The sequence below is a fragment of the Streptomyces saintjeani genome (assembly GCF_055409605.1).
On sequence record NZ_CP189624.1, the window covers coordinates 6983042 to 7004179 of the forward strand.

Below are 21138 nucleotides of genomic sequence, written 5' to 3' on the forward strand. Positions count from 1 at the left end.
GCCCAATTCCGGGGGCAGGAAATTCCGCCCCCGGTCACCCCAGGAGCCCCGCAGTGACCCGTACAGCCCTGTTCGAGAACCATGCCGACGACCACGGATGCGGTTGCGTCCCCGCCCCCGCTGAACCCGACCCCGGCACCGCTGCCGACATCATGCAGGCCCGCGCGATTGCTGCCGGACTTGCGGAATTCGGCATCGGTTCGGCCCGCTGGTCCACCGCCTACGACCACCAGGCCGCCGCCGTCGTTCTGCGCGTGGACACTCCGCGAGGGCTGTACGCGCTGGTCATCCCGGCCCCTGGTCAGCCGTTCCCCGTCCACTACCGGGGGAAGCGCATCGGAGCGCTGGACTGCCGCCGCACCTACGGCACCGCCGACAGCTACACCGCCGCCCTGTTCGCCGCGTTCCTCCGCGACCGTGCCGCACTGGAGATTCCCGGTCGGGGTGCTTGCCCCACACCTGAAAACATGGTTTAATTAAATATGTTGGGGGGTGAGGACAACACCCTCTCCAACATCACGGGCCGCACGCGGAGGGCAACCCGCCCGGCCTGGCACTCGATTCCTCTCTCACCAGTAGGAGCACCTTTCCGATGAACAGCTCTGTCTTGCGTTTCGACATCCCGGAGACGGCGGAGAGCCACGTCCGCCAGCTTGTGGAGGCCACCAACGCCCGCGCCGCGATCCACGGCCTGAACCCCTACGCGTTGGAGATGTCCGCGCCGTTCCTCGCGGACTACAAGGACTACGACGGCCGGGTCATCGGCAAGCGGTACTTCGTGACCGTCACGCTCACCGGCGGAATCCCCCGCCACGCCGGGTGGACGGTCGTCGCCCGACTCGACCACGACGACGAAGGCGAGACGATCCTCAGCACCTTCCCCGGACTCTCCGACGAGCTTGCCGAAGAGGTGCGCGGGATACGGGTGGTGGAGAACTACTGTTACGGATGCAAGGTCGAGCGCGACCGGACCATCACCTACCTCGCGCGCCACGAGAACGGCGAGTACCGGCAGTTGGGCACCACGTGCGTCGAGCCGTACACGGGTCTGCCGGTCAAGGGACTTCAGGCGCTGTGGAGGCTGGAGAAGATCAAGGACGCCGACTGGGATGAGTTGGGAGTCGAGGGCGTCCCCGCCGACATCCGGTTGCCCGTGGACAGGGTGCTCCAGGTGGCCGCCGCCGTTGTGTCGATGGACGGTCGTTTCTACGCCCGGTCCGAGGAATGGAAGAAGGCCACGCCGACCGCCGACAGCGTGTCCGCCTACTTCTTCGACCGCCGGATCTCCGAGGAGTGGCGCGCGGACGTCAACGCCCAGCCCGGTGCCGACGCCACGGCCGCCGCCGTACGGGAGTGGGCCGTCCAGGGATACGGCAGCACCAACGACTACCGCCACAAGATTGCCCAGTTGGCCAAGGGAGAGACGGTCGGCCAACGACACCTTCCGACGCTGGTTTCCGCGATCGCCGGATGGCACCGGGACCAGGAGAAGGCGGCGGCGGAGCGCGCGGCCCGGTGCTCGATGGTTCAAGGGAAGGTGGGGGAGCGGCTCACCGTCGCCGCCACTGTGACGACCGTGATCGAGTTGGAGGAGCGCCACTACGGCTACCGCGCCCAGCGCCGTCGGCTGGTCAAGTTCCAGGACGCGAGCGGGAACGTCTACGTCTGGTTCAGCAGCGCGGCCGACGTTCCCGACCAGGGCGACGAAGTCGAGGTGACCGGCACGGTCAAGGACCACAGCACCTACGGGGAGGTGGCACAGACCGTACTGACCCGGTGCCGTGTCATCGAGCGCGAGGCCACCAAGGAACGCGAGTTGGTCGCCGCGTAACGACGCCGGTCGGGCGGTACTGCCGCCGCCCGACCGGCCCTCCGGCGGGTGGCCGGGACCCGGACGGCATCGAGCCGCCCGCGTCCCGCGCGCCTACCGCCGGCCGACCTCCCGGCGCGGGCGCGGCCGACCGCGCGGGAACCCCACGAAGGACGTCCCGAAGGGACGACTCAGCCTGGCCCGGCTCGCAGCCGGCCGGAACGTCCGGGCCGCAGGCGGCCCTCCCGCACCGTCCGGACGCCGGGCCGAAGGACGTGTCCCGCGGACACGACGGCACTATCAGACGCGCTCCGCGCGACCACGGTCGGCTTCTCCCCACTGGACGAAGACCGTTGAATGCTCCTGGGCACAGGAACAACGTGGTCGCGTGGCGAGCGGGCTGGTCGCAGGAGGAGCCAGCACTGGCCCGCGCGCGGCGGGAACGGAGGCTCTATCTGGAGGACTTCCTACACATCGGTCCCGTTGCGCAGATGGCGTTGGTTGCGGTACCAGAACGCATCGGTGGCTGCTAGGTCCCACTCAGCGCGCCAGGTCTCGGGCCGGGGGTGACGGAACGGAGCGAGGAGAGGCAACTGCGCCAGCTGAGCACCAGCTGCCGCGAGTTGCCCGGTGGCGTCGATGGAGACAGGGTGGCTGTCTCCCTCCTCGTCCAGCGCGATGTACGGGAAGCCCGCCTCGATATCGCGGGCGATCTGGCCCTCCGGCTCGGTGAATGCAGTTCGGAGTGGCAAGCCCAACGAGTAACCGCAATACACCGGGCCGTCGTCGAGATCAAGGCGGTGCAGGATCTCCCGACCACTGCTAAACGGCGGGGACTCTTGGGTCGCCTGCCGGACCTGCTTTTCGACCTGGGACCGGTTGGGCATCTCGGGGTGACGCCGCTCATAGTCGTGGGTGGTGTAGGCGCGGAGTGGGAAGTAGTCGAGAGCCTGGTTGTCGGCAACTAGGTTGGGGTCGCAGCGCTGGAAGAAGACGAAGGCGTCGAGGAGGGTTTCAATGACGAGGCGGCCAGCCACCGCGGCGCGGTAGGCGCTGTGCGCGCTCTCAGCAGTGCGGGTGTTTGTGCGGATAGCTGATGGGAGTTCGTCGTAAGACTTCCAGGTAGGCATCACGCGGAAGCTCTCCTCTTCACCGATGACCCGGTCGGCTTGGACGTCCACGGTCGCGGGCAGATGAATGTCGGCGTTACGCAGAAGCAGCAGGCCCCGTACCACCTGGCCTTCAGGATCGGAGGCCAGAGTGTCGTCGTAGCGCGTCTGTTCGGCAGGCGTCTGGCTGTTCTTGATCACCTCAAGATCGAGGGTGCGGATCGTGGAGAGGGCGGGGGCGATTTCGAGGGCGACGCGCTCGGTGTCAACCTCCATGCCGTGGATACGGCACAGGGAAGTCTTGGTGGTAGCGGCGGCTTCCCAGACATGCATGGTGTAGAGGGCGAGCCCGTGCATCTTCTGCCTGCCCTTGGCATGCCGGGCGGGGTCGATGACGGGGAACAGACCGGTGGGATGCGAAGTCATGGTTTCTCCAACAGGACTCCGCGCAAGGCGAAGAGAACAGCTTATCGGTCCAGAACGCGTGATGGTGGGCGAGCTACTGGATAGGGCTGACCGTGTCTCGCAGGAAACGTAGGGAGGTGTGATCGGCTTAGCTTTAGCCGCAGGCTCTATGAGGTCGCACGGACGTCAGGACTGGCATCCGACCTTAAAACGCCGACCGGACAACAACTCGGGATCGACGGGGTGTGATGGTGTCTCACCTCGGTGCTGCACCTCAAGGGGGCGGGCGGTGGCACGGTCGATGGGTGGTCGTGCGCCGGCCACTTCAAGAACAGCCTCCGGCGGGTCCTCTCTCGGAGGGGGAGAGGGCTGGTCTGTCGGGTGCGGGAACGTCGTGGTGCGGGTGGGGAAGGCGGGGTTCCCTCCCCGGTCGGACACCCAGGGGGCGTATCAGGAACCCGGACACGGCATCCAGGCCGAGCCGCTTCGCGGTCGCTTCGCGAGCCTGGACACCGCGCCCGGAACCCTGATCCGGCGGAGCTGTCCGACCGAGGAGGGAACCCCGCCGAGGCTCGTCGTGGCCAGGCCCGGCGGAGCGGGTGCCAGTCTGGCGGCGAGGGAAAGGCAGGTCAGCGGGGTGCCGAGCTTGACCTCACTCACGGAACATGGTTTAATTAATGATGTCGGGAGGGGAAGTGTCCCGACCGCCCCGGGTCGAACCGGTTCGGGGGTCTCTCACTGGAAGGGCTGGTTATGGGTGACACCGTGTTGGGTGGCGACTCGACTGCGTCGGAGAGTGCCGACCGTGCGCGTAGGGCGTGGGAGGTCTACTGCGACTCGCACAAGGACATGATTCATGGCCTGATAGCGGACCTGCTGCATCTGGCCGACGTTGACGGTCATCCGGGCGGCGGCCGTTACGCGGCGGAGCGGGCGGTGGAGGACTACGGCATAGAGAGGTTCGGCCTGTTCGAGGGCGTGCCGCTTCCGCCTCGTACCCGCGCCTACGTCGCGGAGGTGCTGCCGGTCGGATATCGGGCGTGGGTCGGGGTGGGCGAGGCCGACGAGCCGCGCGAGGCCGGGTCGTCGCTGACGCGCCTGATGCAGGCCGCTGACCTTGCCACCGGCGAACTCGGCGGATTCCTGGAGGACATGGCGCGTGGCGAGTGTGTCACCGCCGACGACGGAACGGTGTTCCGTGTCCGCCGTAACCCCTTCCATTCCGCCGCGAGGGTTGCCCTTATCTCATAAACATGGTTTAATTAAATGTGTCGGGAGGAGGTGGGCAACCCTCCGACCGGCATCCCGCCGGGGCCGACCGGCCCCGGCGGAACTTCTCACCAGGAGATCAGAAAATGGGAACCTCCCTCACCACCGTAGAGCTGGCTCACTCGATCGCCCTCGGTCTCGGTGGGAACTGGCGACCGCAATCGGCGTACCACGGCGCCCAGGAGCTGGGCCACGCCGCCGTTCTCACCCACTCTGACGGCCGACAGCTCCACCTTTCCGAGCGGTTCGACGACCCCGGCCACCTGTACATCCGGGGCGCGTTCGCGGTCACCGACTATCCGTTCCGCAGGGGTGAGCGCGACAGCGTCCGAGTCGCCATGAGCGAGGCCCCGGAGCGCATTGCAGCCCGCATCGCCGCCGACCTCATCCCCACGCACCGGGACGTTCACGAGCGTGTGAAGGAGTACAACCGCGAACAGGCCGAGATGCGGCGGGACGTCGAAGAGGCTGCCCGCGATCTGTCCGCCCGGCTCCCCGGTGCCCGAACCCGAGTCGACGGCGCAATCGCGTTCGTTTATATGAACCTCGAACCGGGAGAAGTCCGCATCGGGCTTGACGGCGACGCGGTGAGTCTCGTACTCAACGATGTGCCCCGGATCATCGCTGACGCCGTCGTATTCGCTGTGAGTCGATTTCTTCCCGATGTTCGGACGTCCGAGGGAGAATGCGGCGAATACATCGACGGATACGACCTCTAATCGCTGACGTTTCATGGCGGCGTGCGCCCACGGCACGCCGCCCCGACGGAAAGGCATCCCGATGAGCGCTGACGTATTCATAATCGAGCCGCGATGGACCGTACAAGCCCCGCACCTCCGGTGCACCCTCAAGCGCGCTCTTGCACTCCAGGCCGCACAAAATGTGTGGTCCGGCACCGAACACATCGATAACGCCCGAGTAATGGCCTATGGCGACCAACTTCCGGACTCCGGCCGTTGGGAGCTGACTCGATCCCAACTCTGCACACTCAGAATCGCCATTGAATGGCGCAGGGTCAGGCGCGCAGCCAGTGACAAGGAAACCGACCCCGATGTCCTCGAACACTGGATAGAAATAGAGGACGAGGTTCTATCGGCATATCGGGCGGCGAGCAGCCAGGCGGGGTTGTACTGGATTCAGAGGGTTGCCGAGCAGTCGTAAACATGGTTTAATTAAAGACGTCGGGAGGGGCGGGCAACCCCCTTTCCGGCACCCCGCCGGAGCCGACAGGCCCCGGATGTCGAACTCTCACCAGGAGGACCGAGAAATGCCCCGCAAGCCGAAGATGACCGACGAAGAGCGCCGCGCCTACAGTGCCAAGATGCGCGGCGAACTCGAAGCCGTGATGGACCGTGCGTACGGCGCGATGGTCGCCGATGAGGGATTCTGGGCCACGGTGATGCGAACGGCCGCGACCCTGACGGACCGTAGCCCCGTCAACTCCATCGCGATCGCCGCCCAGTGCCCCCATGCCACCCGCGTACTCAGCACCGGAGACTGGCGGAAGGCCGGGCGCTTCCCGGTGAAGGGGTCCACCTCCATCCGCATATGGACGCCGATCACGCGCCGAACCGAAGGCGTGCAGGACGCCACGGCCGACGGCGGGCAGCAGAAGGCCGTTACTGACGGCGTCGAGGGGGCGGGGCGGTGGGTGTCCGGCTACAAGGCCGGGCCGGTGTTCGACATCAGCCAAACCGGCGGCGACGCCTACGAGTTGCCCGCAGTCACCCCGCTCGTAGCCGAAACCATCCGGGACGTTCTGGTCGGGCAGTTCCGGGACTGGTACCACGAGGACCCCGAGGAGGCTGGAGGGTTCGACTTCAGCCGGGAGGCCCCCGACGCCGCCGTCCGCATCCTGTTGTACGGCCACGCGTGGCGACGTATCGCAGAGGTTGAGGCCCCCCTCCCCGGTCAGCACGCGTCCGAGGTTGCGTCGGCGGCGCACGTCGCCGCGCTGATCCTCGGAATCGACCCAGGACCGGCCGTCATGCCGCCGCTCGCGGGCATCGTCACCCAGGACAGGAGGCCCCCGGTCCATGAGTCCGCCGTCCGCGTCATCGAGACCGGCCGCGCCATTGCCGACGCCGTCGTCACGGCTGTTGAGCGCCAACGCGAACTTGCCTCTGTGGGTTGACCTTCATCGGAAAACATGGTTTAATTAAACATGTTGGAGGGGGAGGGCAACACCCCCGACCGACACCCCCCACCGGGGCCGACCGGCCCCGGTAGAACCTCTCACCAGACAGGAAACGACATGCTCACCACCCAGCAGACGCCCACCGTCCGGGACTTCCCCACCGCGACGCTCGTACTGGCCGGACCCTGGCACCAGGGCCGCCAGTACAACACCCTCCCCGCCGTCGTCGTCTGCCCCTTCGGCGGACCGGAGTTCGCGGACAGGGCCACCATGGCGGTCGTCTGGTACTTCACTCTCGGCGCCCCGCAGCCCGGCCACAGCGTCCAGGCGATGTTCCCGCATGAGCTGACCCCGATCGACGACACGCTGACCACGATGCACCAGGACGCGTTCCGCGACATCGTCCGCAAGATGCGCCACGGCCGGTTCGCCTACGACGACGGGGACGCACTCCGCGCCGCTGTTCTCGACGCGTGGCGCGAGCGGACCGGGCTGGCCGACCTCGTCGCGCGGCGCACGCTCCACCACGGCTGACCACGGTCCCGCCGGTCCGGGGGAGGGCAACACCCCCGGACCGGCAGGCCCTCAACGCCAGAGCGGACACCCCTTCAGGGCGGCAGGACAGGTCCGGTGCGTTCACCGCCGCCGGCCGATTCCGTCGACCGCCGACGGGCACCGGACCGTGAAGGACGCGTCCCGCGGGGACGCGGCAGCCTCTGCCGTCGCGCAGACGCGACGGCCCGCGAGCCGCTCGTCCCTCACGGCCCGCGCTCGTGGTGCGGGCCGTCCCCAACACAAGGTCCGTCCTCCGGACAGACCAACTCCTCACCAGAGAAGACCAGTTCAGTGACTATCGAGATCACGCACACCCGCAGGGAAGGAACCCTCGTCGAGGGCACGACCCGGGGGGACAAGTCAGCAGCGATCCTGAAACTCCGCGAGTACGGCAGGACCGGCCGCCAGCCCTTCCGCTGGAGCAGGAACCTCGGTTGCTGGTACCTCCCCCACAGCCGCGACCACGCCACCCACACCCCCTCCCTCGAACTCCTCGCGCAGCGCCTCCGAGACGCCGACTTCGAGGTCACCCTGACCATCGACAACGCCGACCGCCGCAGCTTCAGCGAAGCCGAGCAGGACCGGGAGGAGCGAGCGGAGAGCCGCGCCGAGCGGTTCGGCGGATACGCCGGCAACGCGGCCCAGAACTCCGAGGCCGCTTGGAAGGCGAGCCACGAGATATCCGAACGGTTCGCCTTCGGCCAGCCCATCCTTGTCGGTCACCACTCCGAGGGCCGCGCCCGCCGCGATCACCAGCGCATGGACAACGCGATGCGCAAGAGCATCAGCGACCGCGACCGCGCCCAGTACTGGGCCGACCGCGAGGCAGCCGCCGCCAACTACGAGCGGTTCCGCAAGGACCCCGGCCGCACCCTCCGCCGCCTGGACAAGCTCCGGGCCGACCTCCGCGCGGTCGAGAAGTGGCAGCGCGGCGAGCCCGCCAAGGGATACTCCCGCAACCCGGCGGACCCCGAGTTGGTGACCGAGCACCAGGAGCTGACCGAGGAGATAGAGCACTGGCAGCAGGTCATCAAGGACGCCGAAGCCAAGGGCTTCAAGGTCTGGTCGAGGGTCGACTTCCAGCGCGGGGACTTCGTACGCTGCCGAGGCACCTGGTACGAGGTCCTGCGCGTCAACCCCAAGTCGGTGACCATCCCGCACATCCACAACGGCGTGGGACGGGACGTCGTACGAGCCGAGGGCAACCGGCTCGACGGGTGGACCTGGACGGTTCCCTACGACGACGTCTCGGGACGCAAGAGCGCCGACGAGATGCGGCAGGCGACCACCGCCGACGGCGCGTAACGACCGCTCGCCCGCATCGGCGGCCGAGCGCCGCCGGTGCGGGACCCTCTCTCACCAGAACAGGGCACCACCATGACCACCCAACTCCTCGAACGGCCCACGACCGTCACCGCCACCGACGCCGAGCGGGACACCCGCGAAGTCGCGGCGCACCCTTCTCTCCAGACCGCCTTGCCGTACCGCATCGGAACCCCGGACATCGAATGCCGGTACCCCGTGATCATCGGCGAGGACCAGGTCATCGGCCGCGCCTACAGGTGGCACCGGGACTGGTGGGTCGACACCAGCACGGGGGAGCACAACCTCCGCCGCCCACCTACGGGGGTGCCGGGTATCGAGATGGCCGCCGCGCACCTCGCCCAGGAGTACGCCGCCGGACGCATCACCGCCATCCCCCTGGACCACGTACGCGCCGACGCTCCCCAGCCGCTCCACGGACCGGTGCCCCTGCTGCACCCGCGGATGCCCGCCACCGACCGCAACATCCGGAGCGCGCAGACGGCATTCGCGGGACTCGCGGCTCACCGTTGGCGAGCGGTTCTCACGGGATTCCCGGGGTCCGACAACCACTGGTTCCTGTCCTGCGAACTGTGCCCGTGGGAGGGACCGAAGTTCTGGAGCCACCTGCGTGGACGCAACGGCGCTCCGCCGAGCGTGCACCGTCACGAGGGCGGGTGCGTCGGCAAGGACCGGGTCCGCGAACTCATCCCCGCCTACCAGCAGTAGACCGACCCCGGGGGCGGTGCGCTGCCGCCCCCGGTCCCCGAAACGGACTTCACCATGCACTACAGCCCCGCAAGCGTCGTCATTGCGGACACCCCGGCCGAGATCCTCGAATGGGCCGCCTGTCACATCGAACACGTCGGCATCCATCAGGGTCCCCGCCTGTTCGACGGTCCCGGACGCACCACCACCTTGCCCTGCTGGCCGCGCGGCGCCCTCGAAGTCGCCGCCGGACAAGGGCGGGCGCCCGCCGGCCGGACGTACGACTGGGACCGCATCCACCGCGCCCGCGACCAGGCGTTCGGCATCCTCGCCGAAACCCTCACCGGCTCCCCGGTCACCGCCGCCGAGCCCGCCACCGCGAAAGCTCTGCACCGCGAGGTCATCGACCGCTGGAGCGCCGAGCCCGGCCGCACCGCCGCCGACGCCGCCCGCGCGTTCCGCACTGCCGCCGTCCGCGCCCAGTTCTGACAGCGCCCCCCAAGTCCTCAAAGGCCAACACGATGGAACTCCGCAGCACCACCAGGACACCGAGCCGCCGAGGAGGCGCCACCCCGAGCCGGGACGGCGTCCACCGGATCGCCGTCCCCCTCCACCCCCGCCTCAGCGCGTCCGAGCTGATCCGCGTGCTCCTCGCGGCCCCCAGGGAGACCGACCTCCGCACCGTCGACGCCGTACAGATCCGATCCCTCATCGCCGATGTGCTCACCCAGCATGGCTACGACGTGCTCGAACGGTCGCAGTACGACCCCGAACACAACCGCCACCAGGACGCCCGTCGTGCGGTTCGCCGCGCGTACGGCCCGCGGTTTCTCGACTCCCCCGACGAACAGACCCTGCTCGCCGATCCTCTTCGCGAAGTCCTCGCCGCCATCCGAAGCGAGGAGTCGTGACCGAGCCCCTCGGTGCACGAGCGCGCCAGACGTACCACTGGCGGGTGCGCAACGGACGTGCACGCGTTCCCGCCCACGACGCGTTCGGGATGTGGCACATCCAGGCCGGACACCCGGGCGGCGCGTACTGCGACCTCGGACACGAGCTGGAACCGCCCGCGCACCACAGCCCCACCCTGCTCACCCGCAGCAAGCTGATAGGGCTGCGGTACCGGCAGGAGTTCCGGGGCGGCTGCCTCGCCTGCGACTGGGAAGGCGCTGTACGCGACGGCGACAACGAGGCGGTGGAGGACGCCCACGACCACGCGTTCCCGGGGTGGCGGACGCTCCCGCCGATCACCAGCGTCAAGGACAGGTGGGAGATCCCGCAGAGCCGGCACCGCTGGCTTCAGCTGACGTCCCAGTACCCGGAGGGGTGGGTGGACCAGGGCGCTCCGCTCCTGGTCTGGAACCGCCACCGCCGCGAAGAGCACGCTCCACCGCACGCGGGACGTTCCCGCTACGAACTCCGCGTCGAGCGACCGCCGGACATCGTGAGCGACGGCCCGGCGAACCAAGGAATGCTCTTCTGATGGCCGCCGTCCCCTGGGCCAGAGCCCCACCCCGTCACCTCAAAGGTGGTTTAATTACTCGGCCGTCAACGGAGCAGGGCAACCTCCGACCGGCCGACCGTCGCACCAACCCCGACAACGAAATGACGGCCAGCGCACAAGGGCAACAAGGCGCTGGCCGTCGATGTCTCTCACCAGAAAGACCCGACCATGCTATGCGACCGGCACCCCGACTGTCCCCAGCCCGGCGACCTCGCCCAGCTCAAGAGGGGTAACAGCATCAGCGCCGACGACACCGACAGCTTCGTCATCGTCGAGGACCTCCCGCCGACCGGCCGGCACCTTGTGCTCAACCTTCCCGTCGGCCACCCCAGCCGCGCCGACTGGGCCGCCGCCGTTCCTCTGCACGAGATAGCCACGCTCACCAGACTTGAGTCGACCGGCACCCGCACGTGGACGCCGGCCCCGGAACCGGACGACCTCCCATGACCACCCCGAACAGGAGACCAACGTTGGCCCCCGAGACCGGCCGCACGCTCTACTCACGAGCCGACCTGCGCAAGGTCCACAACATCAGCGAGTCCACGCTCCAGAACCTCTGGACCGACCGCGAGAACAACGGACACCCGCCCGTGACCGCGACTCTCGACGGCGTCATGCACTGGGACGGCGACACCTGGGCGAAGTGGCACCACGAGCTTCAGCGCCGGCGTGCCGCCGCGAGCACCACGAATCCGCCGAAGCTCGACGGTGACCCCGAAGAACTGGTCGGCCCCGCCGAAGCGGCGAAGATCTGTGGGTTCGCCGACTCCGCCACCGTCTCCCACTACGTCAAGACCCCCCCCGAGGGCTGGCCCGAGCCCGACGACTGGGACATCCTCCCGACCCGCCGGCGCCCGAAGTGGAAGCGCTGGAGGCTCTGGCAGTACCTCGCGGACCGTAAGGGCCGCGGGCACGCGGGCGGACGGCCCAAGGGGCGCCGCGGACTTGCCTACCCCTACCAGGGGGACGAGCGGCTTGCTCTTGCCCGGCGGGTGCTCGCGGAGAATCCTGGGGCGAAGAACGCTGAGTTGATCGGGCAGTTGCAGGAGCTGTCGGAGAAGGAGTCCTCCCGCACCGTCTGGCATCTGATCCTCAAGTCGGCCCGCGAGAATCCGGAGTGACCGGCGAGCGTTGTCCACGCTGCGGAGGTGAGCTGGGGAGATCTCCTGCGCATTCCCGGATCACCGTCGAGCGCGACGTCAGGATCTGCTCACCTTGCGGCATCGATGAGGCGCTGCGGGATATGAACGGCAAGTCGCCTGTGCCGTTCGGGGAGTGGCCTATTGCTTCCTGACCAGGGAGAAGCCCGCCATCGCCCGGTTGGCGGGCTTCGTGTCGTGGGGTCTTCTATGCCACGGCGTCGATCTGCCCCTGACACGCCGAGCGGACGATTCGCAGGGCATCGAAGGCGAGTTGGTGGTGGGTTTCGTCGTGGGTTTTCGCGTCGACCGCGAGCATGACCGTCTGCTCCAACTCCTTGATGGCGTCGGACGGCAGGACGAAGGAACCCGCGGTGCGGAACCCCGTGTCGATTCTTGTGAGGAGGATGATCTCCAAGGCGTCCCACGTACGCCGTGCCGTCTGCTGTTTCCCCTGGCGGTCGGCGTCCGGTGCATCGTGCAGTTCTTCCAGTGACCTGATCATGTCCTGGGTTCGTAGGCGCAAGGCGGTCGAGAGCTTCCGTACCCGCGTGAAGACCTTCACTGTGGCGGCGACTCCAGCGCCGCCGAGGGTGAGTGTCGCGCCCAGCAGGAACGGTCGGTACTTGGGATCATCCTGGGCGTACTGAAGGAACCAGAGCACCCCCAGCAGTCCACACCAGGTGGCGAAGACACGGACCGGAGCGGCTCGCGTGAGTCGGCCGCGAAGTCGTTCGAGGGGGAAGTTGTTCGGCTCGATCCCTGCTCCGTAGACGAAGTGCAGGCACCAAACCAGAAGCAGCAGAGCCGCGGCCCAACCACGGTCGGAGGGCGCCGAGGCCAGAGCCAACCCCACGAACACCAGCACCAAGAGGACGTAGTAAGCCAGCGGCACGGTCGTGAAACGACGTTGGCTCCGAGTGGGGAGGCCGTCGTACCAAGGCTTCAGCAGCCAGATCGTGGGAAGCAGCAGCACGACGCTGAGCGGGAACTGAGCCATGAGCCAGAACTGTGAACCCGTGATCAAGGCCGCGGTCATGAGGACCGGCGCGAGGAAGCCGAGCAGGATGGCGATGGCGAATTGCTGGTCCTCGGACAAGGCCCGGATTCGCGTGGGTATCTCCAGCGAGCGCAGACGCTCCCTGACCTTGAGCATGGGGTTGGCCTCCAGAGTGTTGGGGTCAACGACCGACCCGACAGCTCACCAAGGTAGGTCGAGGCACTGACACGGACACTCCACCTCATGCCGTCCGTTGACGGACGACATGAGGTAACAGCGTCAAATGAACACCGCGAACGCCGAAGCAGCGTTGACCGATTCCATCCCTGATCAGTGCATCATCCCAATTTCTGAGGACCAAGGTATCGTCACTTCGTGACGATACAAATGGCCAAAATGACTGAATCTGGCCGGTTCTCGAACAGGGGGTGAGTAGGACCGGTGGGGTGGGTGACGATGATCGGCCCGTCGGACGGGCAGGTCGAGTACCGCCTGACCGGAGGTCACGGGTGCGGGAAGGCGACCACCGTTGACGCCGCCCCCCTCATCGCCGCTATCGAGGCCAAGGCCGAGGAGACCGGGACCTCCGTCGCCGCGCTCCTCGGCGCGACGGAGGCGAAGAAGGCGTTCTTCCGCGTCCGCTCCCAGATACGCAACGCCGGGAGCGCGAGGTTCACGGGGTTCGACGCCGTCGAAGTCGCCGCAGCGGCAGGGCTCGACGCCCGCATGCTGTACGGCGAGGAGGTCCTCCCCGCTCCCGCCGCCGACGGCCAGCTCGACTACCACCTCGACGCGAGCGAACGCCCGCTGGTGTGGATCGGCAAGGGCCTGACCGAGTTCGACATCATCCCCGGCAGCGTCCTGTCCCCCGACCAGTTCCCGGCGGCCCGCCGCCTGATGAGAGGCGAGGATCCGCGTACGGGCCGCACGCTGGTGGAACCCAAGCTGGCCGTCGCCCCCGCCGCGAAACTCCCCGCCGCACCCCTGGTCCGCGCGATCCGCCGCACCGCCGCCGAACGCGGCGTGAAACCGGAAGCGCTGCTCGACTCGAAGCGCAAGAAGGACGCCTTCGGCCGGATGGAACGCCAGCTCGTCCGCTTCGGCGAAGCCCACAAGGTCCCGGCCTCCACCCTGATGACCCTCGCGGACGCGACCGGCATCGACGCCGTCGCGCTGTACGGCGAACAGCACCTGGAGCAGGCTCTCCGCGCCGAGGCGGGCGGACGCCTCGACGCCCGCGCGCTCTTGCATGCCGTACAGAACAAGGCCCGCGGGACAGGCCGTCAGCCTGCCGACCTCTTCAACTCCACGTCCATGAAACGCCGCTACTTCCAGACCGAGGCCGAAGCCGGACGGCGTCTGCGGGATCTGCCGATGGCGGTCCGCGAGGCCGTCGCGATGGCCAAGGCTGCGGGCGTCGACCCCGCCGAGGTCTGGGACGCCGAGGAGATCAAGGCGGCGATGCGGGAGGGCCGCGTCGAGGTCGGCAACCGGGGCGCGGACGTCACGCTCGACCTCCCGAAGTCGCAGTCGGTGTTCCTCGCGTACGCGCCCCAGGAGATGGCCGCCGAGGTCGAGTCGGTCATCGTCGCTGCGGGCCGGGAGTCCGTGGACGCGCTGGAGCGGTGGACGGCGTACGCGATGCGCGGCCGGCACGGTGACGGCGAGGAGGCCCGCACGATCGGCACGAGCGGGTTCTCCGGCTGGATGATGATCCACCGCGCGGCCCGCCCGGTCGGCGGTGCGCCGTACGGCGACCCCCACTTCCACCTGCACTTCACCCTGGCCAACATGGTCAAGGGCACCGACGGCCAGTGGTCCACCGTCGCCGCTGGCGGCCGTGACCTGCACCGCCACGCCCGCGCGACACAAGCCCTGATGAACGCCCGCGTACGACGCGAACTCGCCGACCGCTACGGCATCCGCTTCCGCCGCGAGGACCGCACCGGCGCCTGGGAGATCGCCGCGATCCCCGAGCCCACCATCCGGCTCTTCAGTAAGCGCGACAGCCAGGTCCGTGAACTCCTCACCCGCCTCGGACTCGACTACGACAGCGCCACCCTGCGCGAACGCACCGCCGCCTCCGCCGTCTCCAAGGCCGCGAAGAACGGCGAGGCGGCGGGCGCCGCAGACGACGTCCTGCGCGCGTACTGGCAGGCCGAGGGCCGCGCTGCCGGGGACGACCCCGACGCCATCGCCACCTCCGCCGTCCACGACGACAACCATGCGCCGAACCCTGGCCTGGACGAGCTGTGCGCGACCGTCTTCGACCCGAAGACTGGACTCACGGCGCACTCCAAGGAGTTCACCCACGCCGCCGCCATCGCGGCCGTCCTCGACGCCCTCCCCTACGGCATCGCCACCACCGACGAGGCCGAGACGCTCACGAACTCCGTTCTCCGGCACGCCGGTTACGCGGTCCAGCTCAAGCCCAAGGGCGCCCAGCACTACACCCACGCAGCCCGTTACACGACGGCCGACGTCGTCGCTGCCGAGACCCTGATCGTCACCGAGACGACCCGCCGCCTCGGTGAACAGGCCGCCGTCGTCAGCGCGGACACGGTCGCGATGACCCTGTCCACCGTTGAGGCCCAGCAGGGCTTCGCGTTCTCCGGCGAACAGCGCGCCGTCCTCGACCGGTTGCTCACCGCCGGGCACGGCATCGACGGCGTGATCGGCGTCGCGGGCGCGGGCAAGACGACCATCATGGACGCCGCCCGCCAAGCCTGGCAGGCACAGGGACTCGTCGTCGCGGGCGCGAGCACGGCAGCCGTCGCCGCCGCCAACCTCAAGGCGGAAGCCGGCATCACCTCCCGCACTCTCGCCTCCTGGCTCACCGGTATCCGCGCCGACGGGCCCGGCCTCACCAGCGTAGACGTCCTGGTCGTCGACGAAGCCGCGATGTGCGACGACCGCGACATCGCGGAGTTGCTCGCGCACGCCGCGAAGACCGGCACGAAGGTCGTCGGCATCGGCGACCCCAAACAGCTCCACTCACCCGGCGTCGGCGGCCACTTCGCCGCCGTCCACCACCTCGTCGGCGGCCTCACCCTCACCGAGAACTACCGTCAGAAGGACGCCGTCGAACGCCGTGCGCTCCAGCTCTGGCGCGACAACAAGCGCATGGAGTCCCTGCGCACCTTCGCCGCGACCGGCCGCGTCCACGCCCTCGCCGACAAGGACGAGACGCTCGCCGCGATGCTCACCGTCTGGGCCGACAAGCGGATCGCGTACGACGACGACCACACCGCCGTACAGCAGCTCCTCATGCTCGCCGCCACCAACGAGATCGTCGACGAACTCAACCTCGGCGCCCGCGCGCTACGCAAAGCAGGCGGCGACCTTGCTGGCCCCGAACACATCTATGCGCTCGCGGGCGGAGGCGAACTCGTCCTGTCGGTCGGCGACCAAGTCCTTCTGCGCGCCAACGACTACCGAGCCAGGCGCACGGGCGGGGCGAGCGAAGACGTCCTCAACGGCTTCCGCGGCATCGTCCGCGCCGTCGACGACGAACGGCGTGTACTTGTCGAGTGGCGGGAGAAGACCCCAGACGGCCACAGGGACCACGCGGAATGGGTCGACACCGACTACATCGCGCAGGGCGGCCTGAGCCTCGGCTACGCCATCACCGGCCACAAGAGCCAGGGCCTCAGCGTTCAGGAGGCCCTGGTCTACGGTCCCGGCGCGCAGGCGAACGCGCTGTACACGATGCTGTCCCGCGACAAGAAGGAGTCCCACCTCTTCCTCCCGCTGTCCGTCTACGAGACCGACGCCGACCGTGCCCGCGACGGTGAACCGGAGAGCGAGCGGGAGCAACTGGACCGTGCGGTCGCCGGACTCATACGCAAGGTCGAGTCGGGGACCGAGGAGCGGATGATCCTCACCGAGCTGCCGAACAACTCCGTCCCCAAGCACATCCGCGACGCCGTCGCCGACCTTCCCGTTCCGCGAGCACCCGGGGCCGCTGAATCCGACCACGACGATGCCGAACCGGAGACCGCGAACCCGAGCATCCACGGAACACCGCCCCCGGAAGCCACCGCGCCGACTGCCAACCGCCCGTACGCCCACCTGAGCAACAACGCCTTGCGCAACGCGATCCGCAAGGCCGCGACCGCCACCCGCACCACCCGAACGGCAGCCGACCGCGCCGAGTCGAAGGCCGCCCATGCCGAACAACAAGTGGCAGCCGGAACCGGTCCGGCGGCCCTCGCTTTCGAACGACACCGTCAGGACCTCCTCACCCGCGCGGAGGCGATCCGCGAAGTCCGAGCGATCACCGACACCGTGGAACAGCACACCGCTGCACAGCGAAACGCGGGCGAGCGACTGCACCAGCTCGATCAGCAGTTGGCCGCTGTCGGCCGGTTCGGTCGTCCCGTCCTACGGGGACAGGACAGGGTTCTTGCTGAGGCCGAGCGCGAGGCTCTGCATGCGTACGGGGCTCAGGTGGCCGGGGAGCTGGACATGTTGCGTAACCGACTCCGCGGACTGGCTGCCCTTGCCGGTCGCTCCGAGGACTTCGAGGGTGTTGCCATCGATGCCGAAAGGGTCCAGCGCGACAAGGGGGTCCTACTCCGAAGCGCCCGTGAGAAGGACGAGCAGACCACCCGCCAACTACGAGGCGAGGCCCGTAAGGCACGCAGCACGGCTACCGGTGCTGCCCACCGGGAGACGAGGCTCCGGGATGAGTTGGCGAGCCGGTCCGAGTGCCGTGACAACCAGGTCAGCGGTGGTGACCCGACGAGTACGACGATGGGGCAGACCGGCGCTCCGCATCTCGATGAAGCGAACCTGACCACGTATGGGCACGTGACGCCAGAGCCGCCCTCACTATGAAGTGAAGCTCTCGTTGGTTATGGAGCAGAATGCAGCGGACTGGCATGGGGTGATGATCGAAATGGTCCATCGCAGGCACTTCCTGTACGAGCGAATTCGCGTGTGGTTGGCGTCGCTGCTGGCCATGCGGCGCGGAGCGCGACATGGTGCGGTCGATCCTGAGGGTTCCCCGAGGCTCGATAGCCCCGTTGGCTGGGGGGAGCTGACCAGGGAAGATCTTCGTTCTCGTGGGATGGGGCCGGGGATCGCGCCACCGGGATGGCGCTCTGGGCCCAGGGCTGTTGCGATGCCTCATCGACCAGATCGTCATCAGTAGAAGTTGAGTGACGCCCGCCTCATGAAGTGCTGAGGCGGGCGTCTTGGCTGATGCGATCTCGACGCGCTGACTCAGAGGAGAGCTTCACCCTGTTGCAGGAGGGCTCAGTTGGTCTCGTGCACGAAGTTGACCTCTGGCGGAAGAAGCGGTCAGGCGCGGGTGAGCCAGCGCAGTCGTTCGGTGTCGGTGACGTGGGTTCGTTCGTGGTCGAGTTCGAGTTTGGTGAGGTGGGCGTAGTGGTCGATGACGTCCGTGCCGAAGGCGTTGCGGGCGAGGGGGCTGTCTTCGAAGACGGTGAGGGCGTCGGCGAGGGTGGGGAGGACGGGGATGTGGTGGGTGCGGTAGGAGTTGCCGGTTTCTGGGGGGCCGGGGTCGAGTTTGTGGTCGATGCCGTGGGTGATGGCGGCGAGGGTTGCGGCGAGCGCGAGGTAGGGGTTGGCGTCCGCGCCGGGGACGCGGATCTCCAGGTGGAGTCCTTCGTCGTGGCCGATGACTCGGATGGCGCAGGTGCGGTTGTCGTAGCCCCAGTTGAAGGTGGCGGGGGCGAAGGAGTTGGGGGTGAAGCGTTTGTAGGAGTTGGTGGTGGGGGCGTAGAAGGGGGCGAGTTCGGGGAGGGCGGTGAGGAGGCCGCCGATGGCGTGGCGGGCGGTGTCGGAGAGGTTGCCGTCGGGGGCGTTGAGCTGAGGGGTGTTGTTGGACCAGAGGGAGAGGTGGAGGTGGAGGCCGTTGGCGCGGCCGGTTTCGGGGGCGGCCATGAAGGTGGGGGTCAGGTCGGCGCGGGTGGCGAGGGTGCGGACGGCGTGTTTGAAGAGGAGGTGGTTGTCGCAGGCGTCGCGGGCGGGGCCGTAGGGGAAGGTGACTTCGACCTGGCCGGGGCCTGCTTCGGTCTTGATGGCTTCCACCGGTATTCCGGCTTTGGCGAGGGCGCGTTGGAGGCGGCGGAAGAAGCGGTCGGAGGTGGGGTTGTGGTCGAGTGCGTAGTCGAGGTTCTCGGTGGTCAGGGGGTGGAGGGGGTGGTGGCCGGGCTGGTTGTGGGTGCCTTTGTAGAGGACGAATTCCGTCTCGATGCCGGTCTTGGGGTGCAGACCGTGGCGGGCGAGGCGGGTGAGCTGGCGGTCCAGGATGTGGCGGGGCGCGATCTCTACGGGGGTTCCCTCGGGGGTCATCGCGTCGGCCAGGACGATCGCTGTGCGGGGCATCCACGGGATACGGCGTGCGGTCGTCAGGTCGGGGCGTACGGGGATGTCCTGGTAGCCGGTGTCCCACGAGATGAGGGCGAAGCCGTCGGCGGGGTTCATGTCGACGTCGGTGGCGAGGAGGTAGGCGCACATGTCGGCGCCGTGGGGTGCGATGAGGGTGAGGAAGTGGCTCGCGTCGTAGCGCTTCCCCTTCAGGCGGCCCTGGAGGTCGGGGAGGGCGAGCAGGATCGTGTCGATCTGCTCCGCCTCCACGAGGTCGGCGAGGGGGAGACCCTTTTCGGGCTTGGGGACGAGGTGGGTGTTGTTCACGGTGGCCGTCATCAGACGATCTCGCTCTCGTAGGACGACGCCGAGCGGTCGGAGCTGCTGGCCGGGACCTCGTACGAACTGCCCTGCTTCTGCCACCAGGCCCAGGCCAGGATGAGGACGACGAGCAGCGCGACGGGCGCGTAGTTGAAGGTGTCCACGGAGATGGGGTTGGTCTGGGGGAGACAGAACAGGACGGTCACGAAGACGACCCACAGAACGGCGACCGTCCCGACGATCACGCCCCAACTCCCCAGGTTCCACGGTCCGGGGCGGAAGCGGTGACGGTTCTTGACGCGCAGGAAGATCGGGATCGCGTACGCCGGCGTGATGCCGATGACGTTGATGCTGGTGATCGCCGCGTACGCGACCGGACTGTAGAGGCTGGGCAGCGCGAGGAGCGCGGCGCAGACCACGGCCAGCAAGACGGCCTTGCGTGGGGTGCCGGTGCGAGGGTCGAGCTGCCGCCAGTGGGCGGAGCCGGGGAGTGCGCCGTCGCGGGAGAACGCGAACACCATCCTGCTCGCCGCAGCCGTCTCGGCGTTGCCGCAGCACAGTTGGGCAACGATCACGACCAGGAGCAGCAGTTTGGCCCCGGTGAGGCCGAGGGCGTCGAGGAAGATCTGCGCCGGAGGGACCCCCGTCGCGGTGCCGACGGTGCCTGCGTAGTCCTGGATCGCGAAGGTGAGCCCCGCGAGGAGGACGGCCCCGGCCAGCCACGACCAGCCGATCGCGTGGATGATCCCGCGCGATGCGGAGACCTGGGCGTCGGTGGTTTCCTCGCTGAGGTGCGCGGAGGCGTCGTAGCCGCTGAACGTGTACTGCGCGAGCAGCAGTCCGAGGAGCGCGACGTAGACCGGGCTGCTCCAGCCTGTGTTGTTGACGAACTCCCCGAACACGAAGCCGGCCGACTGGTGGTGGGAAGGGACGATGGCCAGCGCGCCGACGATGACGAGGACGCCGGCGACGTGCCACCAGACGCTGATGCTGTTGAGGATGCTCACCAGGCGCACCCCGAACCAGTTCAGCGTGAGGTGCAGGGCGAGGATGCACAGGAAGATCACCATGATCTTCCCCGGCGTCGGCTCGAACCCCCACTGGAGGTTCATGAACGCGCCGGTGAACAGGGCCGCGCCGTAGTCGATCCCGGCGATCGCGCCCAACAACCCCAGCAGGTTGAGCCAGCCGGTGTACCAGCCCCACTTCCGGCCGCCGAGCTGCTCGGCCTGGTAGTACAAGGCGCCCGAGGTCGGGTAGGCGGAGGTGACCTCGGCGAGCCCAGCGCCGACGAACATGACCATGGCGCCGACCGCGACCCAGCCCCACAGCATGACGGCGGGGCCGCCGGTGTTCAGGCCGAACCCGTACAGGGTCATGCAGCCGCTGAGGACGCTGATCACGGAGAAGCTGACCGCGAAGTTCCCGAAGGGGCCCATGCGGCGGGTGAGGACGGGTTCGTATCCCAGTTCTCGTAGGTAGGCGTCATCGGATTTTCGGTGTGAGGCATGGCGGTTGGGACTCACAGGTCCACCTCCAGGGG

The 21138-nt window shown here is 68.3% G+C and carries 19 protein-coding genes; 14 read left to right on the plus strand and 5 right to left on the minus strand.

The genetic code is table 11. From position 1 onward, the window contains the following. Nucleotides 1-53: 53 nt before the first annotated feature. Both ACQCO7_RS31800 and ACQCO7_RS31805 read left to right on the plus strand, forming a co-directional pair. A complete protein-coding gene (locus ACQCO7_RS31800; protein ID WP_464075012.1) occupies nucleotides 54-476 on the plus strand; it encodes a hypothetical protein in 423 nt (140 codons plus the stop codon). Between the two features lie 116 nt (nucleotides 477-592). After that, entirely contained in the window at nucleotides 593-1831 is a 1239-nt protein-coding gene (locus ACQCO7_RS31805; RefSeq protein WP_464075013.1) for a hypothetical protein, read from the plus strand. A gap of 446 nt (nucleotides 1832-2277) precedes the next feature. On the opposite strand, the gene ACQCO7_RS31810 is transcribed toward ACQCO7_RS31805, so the two are convergent. Continuing rightward, entirely contained in the window at nucleotides 2278-3345 is a 1068-nt protein-coding gene (locus ACQCO7_RS31810; RefSeq protein WP_464075014.1) for a hypothetical protein, read from the minus strand. Between the two features lie 429 nt (nucleotides 3346-3774). Then, the gene (locus ACQCO7_RS31815) at nucleotides 3775-3984 is read right to left on the minus strand and encodes a hypothetical protein (RefSeq protein ID WP_464075015.1); all 210 of its coding nucleotides are present in this window, start codon (nucleotides 3982-3984) and stop codon (nucleotides 3775-3777) included. A gap of 93 nt (nucleotides 3985-4077) precedes the next feature. Between ACQCO7_RS31815 and ACQCO7_RS31820 the strand changes: the two genes are divergently transcribed. The 11 genes from ACQCO7_RS31820 to ACQCO7_RS31870 all read left to right on the plus strand — a co-directional run bounded on the left by ACQCO7_RS31820 (nucleotide 4078) and on the right by ACQCO7_RS31870 (nucleotide 11920). Then, the gene (locus tag ACQCO7_RS31820) at nucleotides 4078-4575 is read left to right on the plus strand and encodes a hypothetical protein (RefSeq protein WP_464075016.1); all 498 of its coding nucleotides are present in this window, start codon (nucleotides 4078-4080) and stop codon (nucleotides 4573-4575) included. A 104-nt stretch (nucleotides 4576-4679) separates the two neighbouring features. After that, nucleotides 4680-5312 carry a hypothetical protein gene (locus ACQCO7_RS31825; RefSeq protein ID WP_464075017.1) on the plus strand — a complete coding sequence of 211 codons (633 nt, stop codon included), beginning with the start codon at nucleotides 4680-4682 and terminating at the stop codon, nucleotides 5310-5312. A 548-nt stretch (nucleotides 5313-5860) separates the two neighbouring features. Continuing rightward, nucleotides 5861-6727, plus strand: a complete 867-nt coding sequence (locus tag ACQCO7_RS31830; RefSeq protein WP_464075018.1) for a hypothetical protein — start codon at nucleotides 5861-5863, stop codon at nucleotides 6725-6727. Nucleotides 6728-6847: 120 nt separating this feature from the next. Then, a complete protein-coding gene (locus ACQCO7_RS31835; RefSeq protein ID WP_464075019.1) occupies nucleotides 6848-7264 on the plus strand; it encodes a DUF6409 family protein in 417 nt (138 codons plus the stop codon). A 312-nt stretch (nucleotides 7265-7576) separates the two neighbouring features. Beyond that, complete coding sequence (locus tag ACQCO7_RS31840; RefSeq protein WP_464075020.1) at nucleotides 7577-8590, plus strand: DUF3560 domain-containing protein; 1014 nt, start codon at nucleotides 7577-7579, stop codon at nucleotides 8588-8590. A gap of 72 nt (nucleotides 8591-8662) precedes the next feature. Beyond that, nucleotides 8663-9316, plus strand: a complete 654-nt coding sequence (locus ACQCO7_RS31845; protein ID WP_464075021.1) for a hypothetical protein — start codon at nucleotides 8663-8665, stop codon at nucleotides 9314-9316. A 54-nt stretch (nucleotides 9317-9370) separates the two neighbouring features. After that, a complete protein-coding gene (locus tag ACQCO7_RS31850) occupies nucleotides 9371-9784 on the plus strand; it encodes a DUF6197 family protein (protein ID WP_464075022.1) in 414 nt (137 codons plus the stop codon). A gap of 32 nt (nucleotides 9785-9816) precedes the next feature. Beyond that, nucleotides 9817-10206, plus strand: coding sequence for a DUF6181 family protein (locus ACQCO7_RS31855; protein ID WP_464075023.1), 390 nt, complete (start codon nucleotides 9817-9819; stop codon nucleotides 10204-10206). Beyond that, nucleotides 10203-10778 carry a DUF6349 family protein gene (locus ACQCO7_RS31860; RefSeq protein WP_464075024.1) on the plus strand — a complete coding sequence of 192 codons (576 nt, stop codon included), beginning with the start codon at nucleotides 10203-10205 and terminating at the stop codon, nucleotides 10776-10778. Before ACQCO7_RS31855 ends, ACQCO7_RS31860 begins: the two co-directional genes overlap by 4 nt. 189 nt (nucleotides 10779-10967) lie before the next feature. After that, nucleotides 10968-11246 carry a DUF6211 family protein gene (locus ACQCO7_RS31865; RefSeq protein WP_464075025.1) on the plus strand — a complete coding sequence of 93 codons (279 nt, stop codon included), beginning with the start codon at nucleotides 10968-10970 and terminating at the stop codon, nucleotides 11244-11246. Between the two features lie 23 nt (nucleotides 11247-11269). Continuing rightward, nucleotides 11270-11920, plus strand: coding sequence for a hypothetical protein (locus ACQCO7_RS31870; RefSeq protein WP_464075026.1), 651 nt, complete (start codon nucleotides 11270-11272; stop codon nucleotides 11918-11920). Nucleotides 11921-12146: 226 nt separating this feature from the next. Here ACQCO7_RS31870 and ACQCO7_RS31875 read toward each other — a convergent pair whose 3' ends face one another. Beyond that, nucleotides 12147-13094 (minus strand): hypothetical protein, encoded by a 948-nt coding sequence (locus tag ACQCO7_RS31875; RefSeq protein WP_464075027.1) that lies wholly within the window; start codon nucleotides 13092-13094, stop codon nucleotides 12147-12149. 300 nt (nucleotides 13095-13394) lie between these two features. Here ACQCO7_RS31875 and mobF point away from each other — a divergent pair, with 300 nt between their 5' ends. Then, entirely contained in the window at nucleotides 13395-17777 is a 4383-nt protein-coding gene (mobF, locus tag ACQCO7_RS31880; RefSeq protein WP_464075028.1) for a MobF family relaxase, read from the plus strand. Nucleotides 17778-18242: 465 nt separating this feature from the next. Here the strand turns inward: mobF and ACQCO7_RS31885 are convergent, their stop codons facing one another. After that, the gene (locus ACQCO7_RS31885; RefSeq protein WP_464075029.1) at nucleotides 18243-19613 is read right to left on the minus strand and encodes a glutamine synthetase family protein; all 1371 of its coding nucleotides are present in this window, start codon (nucleotides 19611-19613) and stop codon (nucleotides 18243-18245) included. Further along, on the minus strand, nucleotides 19613-21034 hold the full coding sequence (locus ACQCO7_RS31890; protein ID WP_464077335.1) for an amino acid permease: 1422 nt from the start codon (nucleotides 21032-21034) through the stop codon (nucleotides 19613-19615). The genes ACQCO7_RS31885 and ACQCO7_RS31890 overlap by 1 nt, the downstream gene beginning before the upstream one ends. Nucleotides 21035-21138 lie beyond the last annotated feature (104 nt).

Bases quoted from the DNA above. Each gene is read 5' to 3' on its own strand.
- ACQCO7_RS31805 (WP_464075013.1), top strand. From the start codon at position 593: ATGAACAGCTCTGTCTTGCGTTTCGACATCCCGGAGACGGCGGAGAGC.
- ACQCO7_RS31820 (WP_464075016.1), top strand. From the start codon at position 4,078: ATGGGTGACACCGTGTTGGGTGGCGACTCGACTGCGTCGGAGAGTGCC.
- ACQCO7_RS31850 (WP_464075022.1), top strand. From the start codon at position 9,371: ATGCACTACAGCCCCGCAAGCGTCGTCATTGCGGACACCCCGGCCGAG.
- ACQCO7_RS31810 (WP_464075014.1), bottom strand. From the start codon at position 3,345: ATGACTTCGCATCCCACCGGTCTGTTCCCCGTCATCGACCCCGCCCGG.
- ACQCO7_RS31875 (WP_464075027.1), bottom strand. From the start codon at position 13,094: ATGCTCAAGGTCAGGGAGCGTCTGCGCTCGCTGGAGATACCCACGCGA.
- ACQCO7_RS31835 (WP_464075019.1), top strand. From the start codon at position 6,848: ATGCTCACCACCCAGCAGACGCCCACCGTCCGGGACTTCCCCACCGCG.
- ACQCO7_RS31825 (WP_464075017.1), top strand. From the start codon at position 4,680: ATGGGAACCTCCCTCACCACCGTAGAGCTGGCTCACTCGATCGCCCTC.
- ACQCO7_RS31885 (WP_464075029.1), bottom strand. From the start codon at position 19,613: ATGACGGCCACCGTGAACAACACCCACCTCGTCCCCAAGCCCGAAAAG.
- ACQCO7_RS31890 (WP_464077335.1), bottom strand. From the start codon at position 21,034: ATGGGCCCCTTCGGGAACTTCGCGGTCAGCTTCTCCGTGATCAGCGTC.
- ACQCO7_RS31855 (WP_464075023.1), top strand. From the start codon at position 9,817: ATGGAACTCCGCAGCACCACCAGGACACCGAGCCGCCGAGGAGGCGCC.
- mobF (WP_464075028.1), top strand. From the start codon at position 13,395: ATGATCGGCCCGTCGGACGGGCAGGTCGAGTACCGCCTGACCGGAGGT.
- ACQCO7_RS31865 (WP_464075025.1), top strand. From the start codon at position 10,968: ATGCTATGCGACCGGCACCCCGACTGTCCCCAGCCCGGCGACCTCGCC.
- ACQCO7_RS31830 (WP_464075018.1), top strand. From the start codon at position 5,861: ATGCCCCGCAAGCCGAAGATGACCGACGAAGAGCGCCGCGCCTACAGT.
- ACQCO7_RS31845 (WP_464075021.1), top strand. From the start codon at position 8,663: ATGACCACCCAACTCCTCGAACGGCCCACGACCGTCACCGCCACCGAC.